This window comes from Paenibacillus popilliae ATCC 14706 (assembly GCF_000315235.1).
Classification (GTDB): Bacteria; Bacillota; Bacilli; order Paenibacillales; family Paenibacillaceae; genus Paenibacillus_B; species Paenibacillus_B popilliae.
On record NZ_BALG01000266.1, the window covers coordinates 1 to 16123 of the forward strand.

The following is a 16123-nucleotide window of genomic DNA, read 5'->3' on the forward strand; positions in this document are numbered from 1 at the left end:
CTGAAATGATGACCTCACACATCGTCATTTCCCAAATGGATAAACGGCACCCATACCAAGTCAACTTCACGGTTGCCGTTCACGGTTGTAGACATTTCCTGCGATCACGGCACGATGAACTCCCGCACGATGTTGAAGCGCTGATTCGCAAAAACATTTTACCGATTCGACCCATTCGCCCAGGGCAGCAGAATACGCGCGAAATACGCTACAAATCAGTGGTTAGCTTCGTCTACAGAGTTGCATAATTCGATTCACATGAACACTTTTTTAAGCGGATATTCCATCCGCTTTGTTTGCTGTACGCTTTTTCCTTGCTTACACCAAAAAACAAACGACACAGGGCTTTTTCCCATGCCGTTTCAAATTCCATTTTTATTTCCGCTCTTGTCTTTGAGCTTAACTTAATGACATTGACCTTACGGGGTGGCTTTTTTACTTATCTTTTTTCATTGACTTCAATATATTATCATGGTAATATATTCCATAGCAGAACACACAGACATAGAATATATAGACAAAGAAGTGAATAAAATAACGAAAGGAGATTTGAAATGGGAATTAAAAAAAGTCTTATTGTAAGCTTAACAATTGCTTTAATTCTTTTTCCGCAGTTATATTTTTGCAATGAGAATAAGGTTCTTAGTCAAAACTCTAATGTTACCTCAAATGTAAATTCCGTTGAAGCTTCAAATAATTCTGTTGAAGCCTCAAAAGATGATGATTTATGGCGTGACTTATGGTGTATGGAATGTGGTAATGACATAACTATTATGAAGAATGGTAGTCCGGTTCCAAAAAATTCTAAAGAGTATTCCAAATTACTTAAAGTGTGCGAACAATATTGAAAAGGTGGAATAATCAAATGAACAAGAAATTATTTATTTTGAGTTTAGCAATCGCCTCGATGCTGGTTGCATCACAATCAGCATTTGCTGATAAAATTACAGTTACCAAAAATGGAAAAACTGGAACTGTATATTGCAGCAAAAATAACTGCACGATCAAGGTTTAAGTTAAGGAAAAAACAACTGACGATTTAGGAAATGCTGGAGGCCGAGATGGACACGCATCTGGGCTATGAAAAGCGTGAGAAAGCGGAGAAGATCACGACCAATATTCTGCTCTTGACGAGCGATGTAAAGAACTTGTCCGTGCGATTTGCAAAGCACAAAAAATTATTGTGAAGCTTCTCTTCGATGACCATATCCAGCTCCGGTATCCACTTTCCTGCGGGAGTGGAGGCCTGACGACGCTGGACATAGCTCTCCTGAGATGGCCCCGCACGGTAAGTCACTTGGGCTGCGTTTCGGCGCAGTTCCCGGCTAATGGTGGCATGTCCTTGGCGATGGCTCGGGCACTTTTCCCTTGCTGATGGAGGATTCTCCTTGTGTGAATGGGGTGTGAGAACTTTCATTCTACACGAATCCGGCCATGAGCCTTTTGTTTTTTTATTTCCAGAAGGTGTCGCACTTCATTTTACAATCCGTCTTTTACAATTTTGCCAACCGGAACAGAAGTCAAGATAATCCATTCACCGATTGCTAGGTCGATATTTTAAAGCAAGCCGCGCTGATCATGGGACGAAAGTAAGTGTCATCAAGCGAAATCGTGACAAATACTCGGTATCAGCAAGGTGCGACGTCCCACAAGAAAGATGAAAGCCAAGCTTCAGGAACGTGGACTTACCGTATCTAGACGACGAATTGGCCGCATCATGAAGGAACAGGGCCTTGTTTCTACGTACACGGTGGCTCAATACAAACCTCACAAAGCGGCATGTAACGAGTCGCAACAGCCAAATGAACTGAATCGTCAGTTCCAACAATGTGGGCATAATAGTATGGATTCGGAACGTTCCATTGTGACCATCAATACTACTAATCAAATACTAGAGTTCAATCTTTTTACATAATTTTATTTGCGCTCACCTATTTATATGTTATAATATGGAAGAATAATAATCAATTTCAAAAGGAGTGACGTTTCATGAGGAAAACTATTCTTTCTCTCACCGCTGCGCTTACTATGTTTGCAGTTGTACCGGTTGATGCATCTCCTGTTGTTGATTCTGCTTCAGACGTATCGGTTAACGAGTTTGTAACAACGGAACCCACGGTAAATATCATGTATCGGTCGGAGTTAGACGTACCGCGTAATTCCTTATCTTTTAGTGATGGTAGAAATGTAACCGGAAAAGAGGGTGGCATTATTGACCTTAGTCTAAAGCCAGGTGAACGCAAAGTTGTTGAATACATTCAGCTATCAAAAGGACAAAAATTACAAGCAGGTATTACGTGGTATAATACGATTTTAGCTGATGGCTCAACAAAATACGAAATTAGACCTACGTTAAGTGGAAAAGAAATCATTGCTGAAAAAGACGGATACTATTTAGTCGAATACATCGCTCCCAATTCAGATGTACAGGAGTACCGTCTTGTCACTGGTACTACAACTTATGGAAAACAATAGTTAATCATATAATGAAATGTGGTCTTGAAATAACGGGTATATGAAAACAAGAAGATCGCCCCTATCCGGCCAGCCTGGCCAGGTGGTTGGCGATCTTCTTGACGTTCTGGCAGATGGCAGTCATGAGCGCTTGCTCTAACCCTCTTTACCGTGCAGCCGGCAATAGCGAAGTCGATGGAGCGCTTTGGCCTCCGCGAAGCTTCGCTCAATCGTTTGGTACCGGAGAGTTCAAGCCGCTCAGAGTTCCCTACGGAACCGCTTCCAGAGAAACGGATGTAAAAAGACGCACCCGAAGGCGCGCCTTTCCTGAATTACGTTAGCCGACGTCGACCAGACGACCGGTAAACTGGCTGTTGTATAGATCCGCATAGAAGCCGCCCTGCTGCAACAGTTCCTCATGAGTACCCTGCTCGATCACGGAGCCCTGATTCATAACGAGAATCAGATCGGCATCGCGAATGGTAGACAACCGGTGAGCAATCACGAAGCTGGTGCGGTTCTTCATCAGCTCCTGCATAGCCTTCTGGATATACAACTCCGTCCGCGTATCGACGCTGCTCGTCGCTTCGTCCAGGATCAGAATCGCCGGATCGGCCAGAATGGCGCGGGCAATCGTCAATAGCTGCTTCTGGCCCTGCGAAATATTCGATGCTTCCTCGTTCAACACCGTATCATAGCCATCCGGCAGCGTGCGGATGAAGTGATCCGCATGCGCGGCTTGGGCCGCATGTACGACCTCTTCTTCCGTCGCGCCCAGGCGTCCGTAAGCGATATTGTCGCGGATCGTGCCGTTGAACAGCCACGTATCCTGCAGCACCATACCGAACAGGCTGCGCAGATTGCCGCGCTCCATGGCGGTAATGTTGACGCCATCGATCGTGATCGCTCCGCCGTTAATCTCATAGAAGCGCATCAGCAAGTTGATCAGCGTCGTCTTGCCGGCCCCGGTCGGACCGACGATGGCAACCTTCTGTCCCGGCTTGACGTCGATGCTCATATTGTCGATCAGCACCGCATCTTCCTTGTAGCCGAAGCGAACGTGATCGAAGCGGACTTGGCCCGCCGGATGAGCAATCGTCTTCGCCGGAGCCGCCTCCGGCACTTCTTCGGCTTCATCCAGCACTTCAAAGACCCGCTCCGCCGAGGCGACGGTGGACTGAATGATATTGGCAATATTGGCGGTCTGCGCAATCGGTTGGGTGAACTGCCGCGCATATTGGATGAACGCCTGAATATCGCCGATCTGGATGGTGCGCTGGGTGACCAGCACGCCCCCGACCACGCAAATGAGCACGTAGCCGATGTTGCCGATGAAGGTCATTAACGGCATGATCATCCCGGAGATGAATTGCGCCCGGAATCCGGACTCATACAGCTTGTCATTAATGCCGTCGAACGCGGCCACCGATTTTTCCTCATGACCGAAGGCTTTAATGATTTTGTGGCCGGTATACATTTCCTCGACATGGCCGTTCATTTCCCCAAGAGACGTCTGCTGCCCCTTGAAATGCTTCTGCGACCGCTTCGCGATCACGATCGTGACGACGAAGCTGAGCGGCAGTGTCAGCAGGCAGATCAGCGTCATGAGCGGGCTGATGGTCAGCATCATCACCACGACGCCGACCAAGGTCACGATCGAGGTGATCAACTGCGTCAAGCTCTGCTGCAGCGTGCTGCTGATGTTATCGACATCATTGGTCACCCGGCTTAAAATCTCGCCGTGCGTCCGCGCGTCGAAATATTTCAGCGGCAGACGGCTCAGCTTGTCATTCACCTGCTTGCGCATCTCATACACAATATTTTGCGCCACGCCGGCCATCAAATACTGCTGAATATAGCTGAACAGCGCACTCACGACATACAATCCGATTAATACAAGCAAAATATTTGAAATGTAACCAAAGTCAATGGCGGTCCTCCCCATCAAGCTCTCGAACAGCGAGGTGGTCGCCCTCCCCATAATCTTCGGGCCCAGAATCGTGAAGACGGTACTGAGTATAGCCATCACCAGGACAGCGATCAGCTGATATTTCCGCGGCTTCAAATAGCCAACGAGCCGCTTCAGTGTCCCCTTGAAATCCTTCGCCTTCTCCACAGGCATCCCCATCTGCGGACCTCCCATCGGGCCTCGGGATCCGCCGGCTTGTGGTGTCTTATCTTTACTCATGCGATCTCCTCCTCTGACAGCTGGGAGGATACAATCTCGCGGTACACCGGACACGTCTCCATCAATTCGCGATGCGTGCCTATTCCCGCGATCCGTCCTTCATCCAGCACAATGATTCGATCGGCATCCATGACGGTGCTGACCCGCTGAGCGACCAGCAGAACGGCTGCGTCTCCGGTCTCCGGCCGGAGCGCCGCGCGCAGCTTCGCATCGGTCTTGAAATCAAGCGCCGAGAAGCTGTCGTCGAATATATAAATTTCCGGACGCCGCACCAAGGCCCGCGCAATCGACAGGCGCTGCTTCTGCCCACCGGATACGTTCGATCCGCCCTGTGCGATCGGAGCGTCGAAGCCTTCCGGCATATGGGAGATGAATTCTGTCGCCTGGGCAATCTCGGCTGCATGCTCCACCTCTTGGTCGGTTGCATCCTCTTTGCCATAGCGGATATTGTCCGTCACCGTTCCGGTGAACAGCACGGCCTTCTGCGGGACAAGTCCAATCTTCTCCCGCAGCTCCTCCTGCTCCCACTCGCGGACGTCAACGCCATTCACCCGGATACTGCCGCTCTCGATATCATAGAAGCGTGGTATCAAGCTGATTAGCGTCGACTTGCCAGCCCCGGTTCCGCCAATAATCGCGGTCATCTCTCCTGGACCGGTCTCGAACGAGATATTCGATAGGGCCGGCATCTCTGCCCCCGGGTAACTGAAGGTGACATTGTCGAATTGAATATGGGCCCGTCTGCCGGCAGCCCGCTTCGGTTCAGCTGCATCGAGAATCTCCGGCTCCATGCTGAGCACTTCATTAATCCGGGCTGCAGATGCGGATGCTCTTGGAATCATCACAAAAATAATGGAAACCATGATGACAGAGAACATGATTTGCATCGCATATTGAATAAAGGCCATCAAGGAACCGACCTGCATGTTGCCGTTGTCGATCCGAATGCTTCCGAACCAAATGATCGCAACCGTCGAGAAATTCAGCGTAATCATCATGATCGGCATCATCGACGCCATAATGCGGTTGACCTTCAAGGCCGTGCTCGTCAAGTCGCCATTCGCTTCGTTGAACCGCTGCTTCTCGTGGTTGATCCGGTTGAAGGAACGGATGACCCGGATTCCGGTCAGGTTTTCGCGCAGGACAAGGTTCAACTTATCCAGCTTTTTCTGCATCGCCTTGAAGAGTGGAATCCCTTTGCCGGCCACGGCAAAAATGGCCAGGGCCAGCACCGGAATGACGACCGCCAGCACGAGCGTCAGCTTCGCATCCTTCGAGACCGCCATAATAATGCCGCCGATACACATCATCGGCGCGCTGATCATCATCCGGAGGATCATGACCAGCACCTGCTGAACCTGGGTAATATCATTGGTCGTCCGCGTAATCAGGGAAGACGTCCCAATCTTATCGAACTCCTGCAGCGAGAAGTTCTCCACATGGGTGAACAGGCGCCGCCGCAGATTGCGCCCGAAGCCGGACGCCACCTTCGCAGACAAGTAGCTGCTCCCGACGGCGCATAACGTGCCGCCTGCGGCGACCAGAAGCATCCACCCTCCTATTTTCCAAATATAAGCCGTATCTCCGCTAACAATGCCGATATCGACGATATCCGACATCAGCGTCGGCAAATACAGCTCGGCCAGCGACTGGAAAAAAACTAGCCCCAGCACAAATGCCACCGGAAGCCGGAACGGCTTCAGGAAGCGGAATAGTTTCATCATACATGATCATCTCCACTCGTACGCGATTCTATCTCCCTCCAACTGATTGGAGGATTTTTTTTAAAATACGCAGAAACTGCAGTTAGCAGCTCGGCTAGCTTCTCGCTGTCCTCCTCACCCAAGTACTCAATCAGCCCGTTGAAATAGGCCGTCATGACGGCCAGCGCTTTGTCCGTTACCGCGATGCCTTTGTCGGTCAGCGCAATCCGAATGACCCGCCGATCCTCGGGATCTACGTTCCGGGTGACGAGTCCCTTGCTCTCTATGCCCTTGATCAATTGCGTAATCGTCGGCGAGGTGACATGCAGCAAACTGCTGATCTCCGAGACCATCAAGCCTTGTTTGTCCTTCTTCATTTTACGCTTCAGGATCATCATGAGATGTAGTTCGCTAGGCTTATGTCCTTCAATCGAACGGCGATGCCAATCCGCCTTGTTGAACCGCTTGAAGGCCCTCATTAGCCGGTCAGTTGTCGTTCCCTCCTCATGCATCCAGTTTGCCCCCTCGTTACCTAAAAAATAAATTAGTTAGGTGACCTATTTATTTGGTAAACTAATTATATTTTCGTTGCTGACCGATGTCAAATTCCAAAAAAAAGGAGCCACCCGCATTCTCCTTGCGTATACGCAAGCGCAGCCGGATTACATCGATGACAAGCGGCGCTCGATATAAGAATCGAACGCAGTCTTGATGACCGCCACCACAGGCACCGCAATGAACATGCCGATAAGCCCGAAGAAGCCGCCCCCGATAATAATCGCAAAAATAATCCACAGCGGGCCGATGCCCACCTTGTTCCCAATGACCTTCGGGCCAATATAATAGCCGTCCAACTGCTGGATAATGAAAATAAACAGCACGGTCCACAACGCCTGCATCGGGGACACGAGCAAGGTGATCAGTCCGACGAACAGCATGCCGATGAACGGGCCGAAATAGGGAATGACATTCGTGACGCCCACGACTAGAGCAGCCAGCAGCGCGAACGGCGATTGCAGAACGAGCAGCCCCAAAAATACGATCGAGCCGATAATCATCGCATCCAAAATAACCCCGACAAAATATTGGGAAAAGGTCGTATCGATCCGTTTGACGAAACCAACCACCGATGCCATCCGTCTCTGTCCCAACAGGGCAACCAGAATCTTTTGCGCGCCACGGCCGATCACTTCCTTGTCTTTCAGCAAATAAATCGAGACGATAAAGCCGATGACGAGATTCAGCAGCGTCGTCGTTATCGATAGCAGGCCGGACAGCAAATTGTTCAGGATGAGCCGCACGAACTCGGTGATCTGGCTGGAAGCGGACGAGAGGAACTCCCCCAGCTTGACGTCGATCCCGGATTGGGCGAACCATTCCGGCTCCAGCACATGGCCGTGTATCCACTGCTCCAACCCTGCGATATACTGGGGCAAACCCGCGAGTAGCGTACTGACGCTGTCAATCATTCTCGGGGTAATTACCGTGATTCCGATCAAGATCAGTCCGAGGAACAGCGTATAAACAATAAGAATGCTGTACAGCCTGCGCAGCCGCTGCCGCGAGAACAGCTTCGCCTCCAGCGCGTTAACCAGCGGCCGGAGCAAATAAGCAATAAAAAACGCAATGAAAAAAGGCGTCATCAGGGACATCAGCGTGGAGAAAAAATGCAGGACGCCCCCAATATTGTCCACCAGCTTGTACAACAGCAGCCCTGCGGTGAACAAGCCCAAATAGTATAGTATCTTGTAATCCCTGAACATCGTTCCCTCCTGAACTTCTTCGTGGTGTAGGTTGCCGCATGTTCCGGGCGGCAGTTCGGTATAGCGAATCAGGAGGACTTTTTATTCTTGTCCTTGTCCTTCGCCGTGCGTCTATCCAGATCGTCAATCAGCTTCTCGGCCAGACGCTTATACGTATTCGCCTGATGAATGAAGGTCAAGACGGCCAGCAACGTGAAGGCCTGGCTCTCCCCGGTCGTTGCCACGGCTTCGGTCTGAGCCGCGACGGCGCGCTCCAACAGAGGAGCCTGCTCCTGCTTCATCCGGAGGAACTGCTCGTACACCTTCCATCCGTCCACATCCTCCTGATGTAGAGTGCCCTGGAACAGCGCCTTGATATCACTGATCGACAGCGACTGCTTCAAATGATAGATCAACGTCATTTGAATGATATGCTCGGGAGAATACTTCTTATTCTTCGCCGGAAGCAACAGCTTGTCCTTGGTGTAATTATTGATCATCGTCTTGGTCAGCAGCTTATCCTCGGGATGGCGCTTCGTCGGCTCCAGCACGCTTTCGAACAACGTGATGACCTGATCCATATAGAGATCGAGCTTCGGGATTTCTGCCGGCTCGATGTCCGGCATCGCCGCGATGCCCCGGTACAGGGCCTCGATCCGCGCCTTCAAGGTTGCGTCTTCCATGTTTTCTTCTCCTTCATGCGTGGGGGCGCAACTGAAATGATGCTGTCCCTTTCCTTTCTCCATACTACCATATGCCAAAGACAAGTGGCTACAATGCAAAAAACGCGTCTATTTACTTCTACAAATCACATGTTATAATTTATATACAACAGGATGTGGTTTTTATTACTATATCATGACTTTCGTTAATACATACGATGCACGGGTACGTGCCAATCATAAATAGGACGGATATCCGGATACAATTTCACGGGAGGTTCGATTGAAGATGGAAAAGTCATGCAATATCGTCCTGTACGGCGATTCAATTGCAAAGGGGATCGTATACGATGAAGAGAAGGGCAGATACGCGAAACTGGCCGACAGCTTCGGGCAGCTTGTTCAGCGCCGCCTGAACGGGATCGTGACGAACGCGGGGCGATTCGGCTGCCTCATTACGAAGGGAGCCGAGAAGCTGAAGCAGGATGTCCTGAGCCAGCGCCCGGATATCGTGCTGCTTGAGTTCGGTGGCAATGATTGCGACTTCGATTGGGAAAAGATCGCCCGGCAGCCCGGGGAGCTGCATGAGCCGAACACCGATCTGGAGCGCTACACGCAGACGTTGAAGGACATGATCCGCACCTTGAAGGATCATGAGATCGTTCCCGTGCTAATGTCCCTGCCGCCGCTGGACGCGGATCGGTATTTCCGATGGATCAGCAAGAATGATGACTCCGCCGCCGCGAGCATCCTATCCTGGCTGGGCAGCGTCAGCCGGATTTATTGGTGGCATGAACGCTACAATGCCGCCATTATCCGGGTCGCAGAGGAGATGAATACGCGTTGGATCGACGTAAGAGGCGCGTTCTTGCGGGCATTCGATTACCGGAAATACCTGTGCGCCGACGGAATTCACCCGAACGAGCAGGGCCACCAGGTGATCGCCCAGGAGCTGATGAGCTATTTGGAGAGCCGTTACCGCCATTTGCTGAAATGAAATAATGTTACTGCACAGCACGGCAAATAAGCCGGATGACGTCTAATCAGGCGATCGCCCGGCTTACTTGGTTTGGTTTATTCGATGCCGGCTCTTCCGATCCGGGAAGTCGGAAATCATCCACTCCCACGGCAGCAGCTGCGGTAGGGCAGTCCCCTTCTATCCTCTATTGCTCTTCTGCCGCTTCCACTTGCGGAACGGCCGCTTCATGAAGATAGCGGTCCAGATCTGCGGCACCGCTCGCCTTTTGCTCCGGCGTCCAGCCCAGGTGAACGGCCATCCACTCGATGACCGGCTGCTTCCATTGCCGGACCCATTCGATGTTGAAGAACAGGGCACCGGTTCTGCGAATGAAGAAGTCTGTCGGCTTGAGTGTCATCTCTTCCTCCATCGCGTATACAAGCGGAACGAGGACTTCGAACGGAAGGCCGCCAGCTGCGGCTTCATCGCGGTACCGCTCCGCCAGCGCGAAGAGACGATCCACATTCGATCCGTACATGCGAGCCCACCGCCTAGCCAGCGCCGCATCCAGACCGAGACGGACGCCCTCCTCCACCTTCGCCTTCACGAAGCCCGGGAAGGCTGAAGCGCCGCCAACATGGCCGCCGGAGATCGGCATCCGCTTCGTCTTGACCGGCACGAACGGACGGCCGTCTTCCTTGGCCAGACGCTGCATAACGAGATCGACAACCGTCTCCGCCATCTTGCGGTATCCGGTCAGCTTGCCGCCGGCGATTGTGATTAGACCGGACGGCGACTGCCATATTTCATCCCTGCGCGAGATCTCGGATGCGCTCTTTCCTTCTTCATAGATAAGCGGCCTGACCCCGGCCCAGCTCGATTCGATATCGTCGGCGGTGGGCTGCACCGACGGGAACATGAAGGCGATAGCGTCCATAATATAATCGCGATCTTCCTTGGTCATGACAGGATGGACGAGGTCGCCCTTGTAGAACGTGTCGGTGGTGCCGACATACGTTTTGCCGTCACGTGGAATCGCAAATACCATCCGCCCGTCGGGCGTTTCGAAATAGATTGCTTGCTTGAGCGGGAATTTCGCCTGATTCATGACGAGATGCACCCCCTTGGACAATTGCAGATGCTTGCCCGTTCTGGACAGATCCCGGTCGCGAAGCCCATCCACCCATGGGCCCGCCGCATTAATGATCGCCTTGGCATCGAACTCATACTCCTTGCCATCCGCTTGGTCCACGACGCGCATGCCGCGCAGCTTCCCATTCTGATAGAGGAAGGAGTCGGCCTTCATATAGTTCAGCACCATCGCTCCGTGGCGCACGGCTTCCTTCATTACTTCGATCGTCAAGCGCGCGTCATCCGTCCTGTACTCGACGTAATAACCGCCGCCCAGCAAGCCTTCCCGCTTCAGCAACGGTTCACGCTCCATCGTCTCTTGCGCGGACAGCATGCGTCGGCGCTCGCTATGCTTGACGCCAGCGAGGAAGTCGTAGACGCGCAAGCCAATGCCGGTGCTGAACTTGCCGAAGGTTCCGCCGCGGTGAATGGGAAGCAGCATCCATTCGGGAGTCGTCACATGGGGGCCGTTCTCATAGACGATGGCCCGTTCCTTGCCGACCTCGGCTACCGTACTTATATCGAACTGCTTCAAGTACCGGAGCCCGCCATGCACCAGCTTCGTCGAACGGCTGGACGTTCCGGCCGCGAAATCCTGCATCTCGAACAAGGCTGTCGCCAGCCCGCGGGTCGCCGCATCAAGCGCGATGCCCGCCCCGGTAATGCCGCCGCCGATTACGATGACGTCCAGCGGCGTCTGGCCCATAGCATGCGCAATCTTCTCGCGATGTGCAGAAGAGAATATGGCAGTTGTCATAGGTGAGCCTCCTCGTTGCAGTAACGTTATCCTGATATATCCGGTCCCCGCTATGCCCGACTTATTTGAATGCTTGGGTAGCCGCAATGGCCGCTTTCCAGCCTGCGTACAGCTCTTCCCGCCGCTCCTTCGGCAGCGTCGGCTGGAAGTCTCGTTCGATACTCCAGAGCGAGCCGATCTCCTCCCGGCTCTCCCAGTAGCCAACCGCAAGCCCTGCGAGATAAGCGGCCCCTAACGCGGTCGTCTCGCTGACTTGCGGGCATTCCACCGGCACGCCCAGCATGTCGCTCTGGAACTGCATCAGGAAATTATTTTGCACCGCTCCCCCATCCACGCGCAGCGTTGCCAATTCAATCGAAGAATCCGCTTCCATCGCCTGAAGCACATCCAGCGTCTGATAAGCAAGAGACTCCAGCGTCGCCCGAATCAGATGCTCCTTCGACGTGCCGCGCGTCAATCCGAAGATGGCGCCCTTCGCTTCGCTGTCCCAATATGGCGTCCCCAGCCCGACGAAGGCCGGCACGACGTATACGCCATCGGTCGAATCGACGCGGCCCGCATATTGCTCGCAGTCAGCAGCGGCTTTGAACATGCGCAGGCCGTCGCGCAGCCACTGTATCGCCGAACCGGCCACGAATACGCTGCCTTCGAGGGCATATTCCACCTTGCCGTCGATTCCCCACGCAATCGTCGTCAGCAATCCATGAGAGGATTGAACGGCCTGCTCGCCCGTATTCATAAGCATAAAGCACCCGGTTCCGTACGTGTTCTTGGCCATTCCCGGCTTGAAGCAAGCTTGCCCGAACAGGGCTGCCTGCTGGTCTCCGGCTATGCCGGCAATCGGAATCCGCTCCCCGAAGAAATGATAGTCGGCTGTCTGACCGTAAATCTCGGAGGATGAGCGCACCTCAGGCAGCATCTGCTTCGGAATATCCAGAATTTCTAGCAGCTCGTCGTCCCATGTCAGTTCGTGGATGTTGTACATCAGCGTACGGGACGCGTTGCTGTAATCGGTCACGTGCACTTCCCCATCGGTCAGCTTCCAGAGCAGCCACGTATCGATCGTTCCGAACAGCAGCTCCCCGCGTTCCGCTCTCTCCCGGGCACCCGGGACATGATCAAGTATCCACTTCACCTTCGTGCCGGAAAAATAAGAATCGATCAGCAGCCCGGTCTTGGAACGGAACGGCTCACGATATCCCGCCGCCTGAAGTTCGTCGCACATCGGCTTGGTCTGCCGAGATTGCCATACAATCGCATTGTAGATAGGGCGGCCTGACTCCTTATCCCAGACGACGGCCGTCTCGCGCTGATTCGTAATGCCGATGCCGGCGATCTGGCTCGGCTTGACGCCCGATTCAATCAGACAAGTCGCAATGACAGCGAGCACGGTTCCCCAGATCTCCTGCGCATTATGCTCTACCCACCCCGGTTCAGGGAAAATTTGTGTAAGCTCCTTTTTGGACATATGAATGACAGCCCCTGATCTGTTGAACAATATCGCCCTGGAGCTGGTTGTCCCCTGATCAATCGATAAAATATACTTCTCCATCCCCGACTCCTCCAATCCATAGAATGAACTGCGCTAGGACGCCTATCATCTCGCCTGCGCGGAGGCGTTGCTATCCCCGCCTCGTCGGGAAGTCAGCAATGCGATGACCAGGATGACGAGGACGATGCCGGATACGACCCAGATGAGGGAGTCCGCTTGCCCAAGGAACACCGTCTTGTAGAATAGTCCGCCCAATGCGCCCCCAAGCATCGGGCCTGCGACAGGGATCCAGGCATAGGCCCAATTGGAACCGTCCTTGCCCGGGATCGGGAGCAGCATATGCATCATTCTGGGGCCGAGGTCGCGCGCGGGATTGATCGCGAACCCGGTCGTTCCCCCCAGCGATAAGCCGATGCTCACAACAAGAAAGCCGACAATGAACGGGCCGAGCCCGGCGGTAGGTTCATTGGCTCCAATCGCCAAAATGCCAAGAACGAGAATGAATGTCCCGATAATCTCGCTCATCAGATTTCCAAATAGATGCGGCGCTGCCGGTCCTGTCGCGAATACGCCCAGCTTGGCGGCCACGTCCTCCGTCAGCTTCCAATGCGGCAAATAATGCAGATACACGAGGGCCGCCCCCGCCATCGCTCCAAGAAGCTGTGCCGCAATATAGGCGGGCACATCCGCCCAAGAGAACTTGCCGATCAGAGCCATCCCTACCGTAAGCGCCGGATTCAGATGCGCCCCGCTGATCGGACCGACCGCATAGGCTGCCATTGCCACGGCCAGGCCCCAGCCCATTGCGATCACGATCCAGCCCCCATTGGCCCCATAGGACCGTTTCAAGGATACGCCCGCACTTACACCTCCTCCAAGCGCGATCAAAATCATCGTCCCAATGAGTTCCCCCAAAAATGCCGACATCACGAGCCCTCCTTCATCCCTAATTCATAAATAGCATTATTCGCTGGGAACGCAAAAAAGACCTACCCATCCACGCGATAACTCTACATTAGAGAGCGATCAGCGCGTCAGCAAGTAGATCTCCCTGTCTCCGCAACATCATCAACCTTAGTTCACAGTTTAATTTACTTTGGAAGCGGTGTCATATGGTTTTTCACATGGTCGGCACATTTTGTGGGCACATTTTTTTCCGTAACCGGGAAGTCTGCGGCTGAGTACGAGAAGGAGACCGCAGCCCCGCGCCCGCATACGCAACATCCCCGGCCCAACGATGGACCGGGGATGAATGATTAACGGCGGTGGATCAGCAGCCGGTAGCAGCCGACCGCCCCAAGCCCGCAGCAGGCGATGACGACGCCCATCGGCACAGCCGTATCGCTGCCGGCGATACCGACGAGCGGCGCTGCCGCCGAACCGGCGATGAAGGGCAGCAAGCCGAGCATAGCCGAGGCGCTGCCGGCCGTCTGGCCCTGGTTCTGCATCGCGAGGGAGAAGCCGGCGGTATTGACTACCCCCGTGCTGGATACCGACACGAAGAGCGGAAGTAGAACCGACCAGAGCGGCCCGTGCAGCAGAATCGCCGCCAGAAGCGCGAGACTCCCGCCGCAGGACAGGATGAGCCCCGCGATGAACAGCCGCATCTCGCCATAGCGCGCAGCCAGCCGTCCCGTAATCTGGGTGGCCAAAATAAGGCCGAACCCGTTGAGCGCAAAGAACAGGCTGAACGCTTGGGGCGATGCGCCATACATATTTTGCAGCACGAACGGCGAACCGGAGATATAGCTGAACATCGCGGCAGAGACAAGTCCCTGCGTGCAGGCATAGCCCATAAACTCCTTATCCTTCATCAGTCCCCCGAAGGTGGACAAGGTCGTCCGGATGCCGCCGGACGAACGCCGTTCCGGGGAATGCGTCTCCGCCAGCCCGAAGTAAGCCGCAGCGATCATAAGTAGGCCCAATGCACCAAGCACCGTGAAAACGCCGTGCCATGACGTATATTTGAGCAGTTGGCTGCCGATGATCGGGGCGGCGATCGGCGCCAGCCCGTTAATGAGCATGAGCAGCGAGAAAAATTTCGTCAACTCCGATCCGGAATACAGATCCCGTACCATCGCCCGTGCGATGACGATCCCGCCCGCGCCGGCCATGCCCTGCAGGAAGCGCAGGGCGATCAAGCCCCACATGGAGGGAACGATAGCGCACAAAAAAGAGACGACAGCATATACCGTCAAGGACGCCAGCAGAGGGCCGCGGCGGCCCCGCGCGTCACTAAGCGGCCCCATGACCAATTGACCGAGCGCCAGGCCAAGCAGACACGCGGTCAAGCTGAGCTGGGTCAAGGAGGTGCTTGCCTGCAGATCGGCGGCGAGCATCGGCAGCGACGGCAAATACATATCAATCGACAGCGGTCCGATCGCTGTCATCGAGCCAAGCACGATCGCGATCGCGAGTCTCCGCTTGCGCGGAGCGGCCGCCACGGAAGCGTTCAGATGTGTTCCAGGATTCATGTAGAACAACCTTTCTCTATAAAAATAGTAATTGTAACAATTACAGTTACAACTTGTGTAAGAATCAAGACTTGAATATTTTATACTTTGTAGCCGATCGTCACAAGCAGGAAGCGGGGAATTGCACGGCGAAAAATAAATCAATAGAAATGATTGGAGGGACGGCCACATATGAACACATTCCGGCTTATCGAGGAACGAGTCCAAGCCGATATCTATGCTTCGCAAGCCGAGCCCGCCGATACCAGGGCGATAATGTCCTTGCGCTACCGCACCGCCGCCTGGCTGAACAGCAAAGGCTCGACGCAATGGAATGAGCTGCTGCAGGGCAATTCAAACCTCACAAAGCGGCATGTAACGAGTCGCAACAGCCAAATGAACTGAACCATCAGTTTTCCAGAAATTGAAGCGAAACGCGTCGTTGTAAGCGGCCTAACGTATGTGAAAGTCAAAAACAGATGGCAATACATGAGGCCACTGAAAAAGTCCTTCTCATGAAAAAAGGTACGGCTCCTCAAGAAAATTGAGGAGCCGTACCTTTTTTCGTTTATAATTAATGCAT

At 53.4% G+C, this 16123-nt stretch carries 16 protein-coding genes and 3 pseudogenes; 8 read left to right on the forward strand and 11 right to left on the reverse strand.

Features of this window, described 5'->3' with window-relative positions:
- From PPOP_RS24540 to PPOP_RS25190, 4 genes and pseudogenes are all read left to right on the forward strand, one after another.
- A pseudogene (locus PPOP_RS24540) lies at positions 1–248 on the forward strand (hypothetical protein); the annotation flags it as partial.
- A gap of 306 nt (positions 249–554) precedes the next feature.
- Entirely contained in the window at positions 555–848 is a 294-nt protein-coding gene (locus PPOP_RS15875) for a hypothetical protein (protein ID WP_006287592.1), read from the forward strand.
- 17 nt (positions 849–865) lie between these two features.
- Positions 866–1015, forward strand: coding sequence for a hypothetical protein (locus PPOP_RS23515; RefSeq protein WP_199898986.1), 150 nt, complete (start codon positions 866–868; stop codon positions 1013–1015).
- Between the two features lie 46 nt (positions 1016–1061).
- Positions 1062–1187 carry a hypothetical protein gene (locus PPOP_RS25190; protein ID WP_267879081.1) on the forward strand — a complete coding sequence of 42 codons (126 nt, stop codon included), beginning with the start codon at positions 1062–1064 and terminating at the stop codon, positions 1185–1187.
- Here the strand turns inward: PPOP_RS25190 and PPOP_RS26035 are convergent.
- A pseudogene (locus tag PPOP_RS26035) lies at positions 1184–1398 on the reverse strand (IS30 family transposase); the annotation flags it as partial. The gene PPOP_RS25190 and the pseudogene PPOP_RS26035 sit on opposite strands and share 4 nt — an antisense overlap.
- A gap of 259 nt (positions 1399–1657) precedes the next feature.
- Between PPOP_RS26035 and PPOP_RS26040 the strand changes: the two are divergent.
- Positions 1658–1915, forward strand: a complete 258-nt coding sequence (locus PPOP_RS26040; protein WP_006287593.1) for an IS3 family transposase — start codon at positions 1658–1660, stop codon at positions 1913–1915.
- 74 nt (positions 1916–1989) lie between these two features.
- Positions 1990–2475: a hypothetical protein gene (locus tag PPOP_RS15880; RefSeq protein WP_006287595.1), complete on the forward strand. Its 486-nt coding sequence runs from the start codon at positions 1990–1992 to the stop codon at positions 2473–2475.
- 61 nt (positions 2476–2536) lie between these two features.
- Here PPOP_RS15880 and PPOP_RS22185 read toward each other — a convergent pair.
- The 6 genes and pseudogenes from PPOP_RS22185 to PPOP_RS15905 all read right to left on the reverse strand — a co-directional run.
- Positions 2537–2700, reverse strand: a pseudogene (locus tag PPOP_RS22185) (transposase); the annotation flags it as partial.
- 91 nt (positions 2701–2791) lie between these two features.
- Positions 2792–4642 carry an ABC transporter ATP-binding protein gene (locus PPOP_RS15885; protein ID WP_006287596.1) on the reverse strand — a complete coding sequence of 617 codons (1851 nt, stop codon included), beginning with the start codon at positions 4640–4642 and terminating at the stop codon, positions 2792–2794.
- Positions 4639–6366, reverse strand: coding sequence for an ABC transporter ATP-binding protein (locus PPOP_RS15890; protein ID WP_006287599.1), 1728 nt, complete (start codon positions 6364–6366; stop codon positions 4639–4641). The genes PPOP_RS15885 and PPOP_RS15890 overlap by 4 nt, the downstream gene beginning before the upstream one ends.
- The gene (locus PPOP_RS15895; RefSeq protein ID WP_006287600.1) at positions 6363–6857 is read right to left on the reverse strand and encodes a MarR family winged helix-turn-helix transcriptional regulator; all 495 of its coding nucleotides are present in this window, start codon (positions 6855–6857) and stop codon (positions 6363–6365) included. The genes PPOP_RS15890 and PPOP_RS15895 overlap by 4 nt, the downstream gene beginning before the upstream one ends.
- A 150-nt stretch (positions 6858–7007) precedes the next feature.
- Positions 7008–8108, reverse strand: a complete 1101-nt coding sequence (locus PPOP_RS15900) for an AI-2E family transporter (protein WP_006287603.1) — start codon at positions 8106–8108, stop codon at positions 7008–7010.
- 68 nt (positions 8109–8176) lie between these two features.
- A complete protein-coding gene (locus PPOP_RS15905) occupies positions 8177–8770 on the reverse strand; it encodes a DUF1836 domain-containing protein (protein ID WP_006287609.1) in 594 nt (197 codons plus the stop codon).
- A 268-nt stretch (positions 8771–9038) separates the two neighbouring features.
- Here PPOP_RS15905 and PPOP_RS15910 point away from each other — a divergent pair, with 268 nt between their 5' ends.
- Positions 9039–9746 carry an SGNH/GDSL hydrolase family protein gene (locus PPOP_RS15910; RefSeq protein WP_006287610.1) on the forward strand — a complete coding sequence of 236 codons (708 nt, stop codon included), beginning with the start codon at positions 9039–9041 and terminating at the stop codon, positions 9744–9746.
- 166 nt (positions 9747–9912) lie between these two features.
- Here PPOP_RS15910 and PPOP_RS15915 read toward each other — a convergent pair whose 3' ends face one another.
- The 4 genes from PPOP_RS15915 to PPOP_RS15930 all read right to left on the reverse strand — a co-directional run bounded on the left by PPOP_RS15915 (position 9913) and on the right by PPOP_RS15930 (position 15561).
- Positions 9913–11595, reverse strand: coding sequence for a glycerol-3-phosphate dehydrogenase/oxidase (locus PPOP_RS15915; protein ID WP_006287612.1), 1683 nt, complete (start codon positions 11593–11595; stop codon positions 9913–9915).
- A 61-nt stretch (positions 11596–11656) separates the two neighbouring features.
- Positions 11657–13147 (reverse strand): glycerol kinase GlpK, encoded by a 1491-nt coding sequence (gene glpK / locus PPOP_RS15920; protein WP_042229287.1) that lies wholly within the window; start codon positions 13145–13147, stop codon positions 11657–11659.
- Positions 13148–13192: 45 nt separating this feature from the next.
- On the reverse strand, positions 13193–14014 hold the full coding sequence (locus PPOP_RS15925) for an MIP/aquaporin family protein (protein ID WP_006287615.1): 822 nt from the start codon (positions 14012–14014) through the stop codon (positions 13193–13195).
- A gap of 329 nt (positions 14015–14343) precedes the next feature.
- Positions 14344–15561 (reverse strand): multidrug effflux MFS transporter, encoded by a 1218-nt coding sequence (locus PPOP_RS15930; RefSeq protein WP_006287616.1) that lies wholly within the window; start codon positions 15559–15561, stop codon positions 14344–14346.
- A 171-nt stretch (positions 15562–15732) separates the two neighbouring features.
- On the opposite strand from PPOP_RS15930, the gene PPOP_RS15935 reads away from it, so the two are divergent.
- Positions 15733–15945, forward strand: a complete 213-nt coding sequence (locus PPOP_RS15935) for a hypothetical protein (protein ID WP_006287617.1) — start codon at positions 15733–15735, stop codon at positions 15943–15945.
- Positions 15946–16123 lie beyond the last annotated feature (178 nt).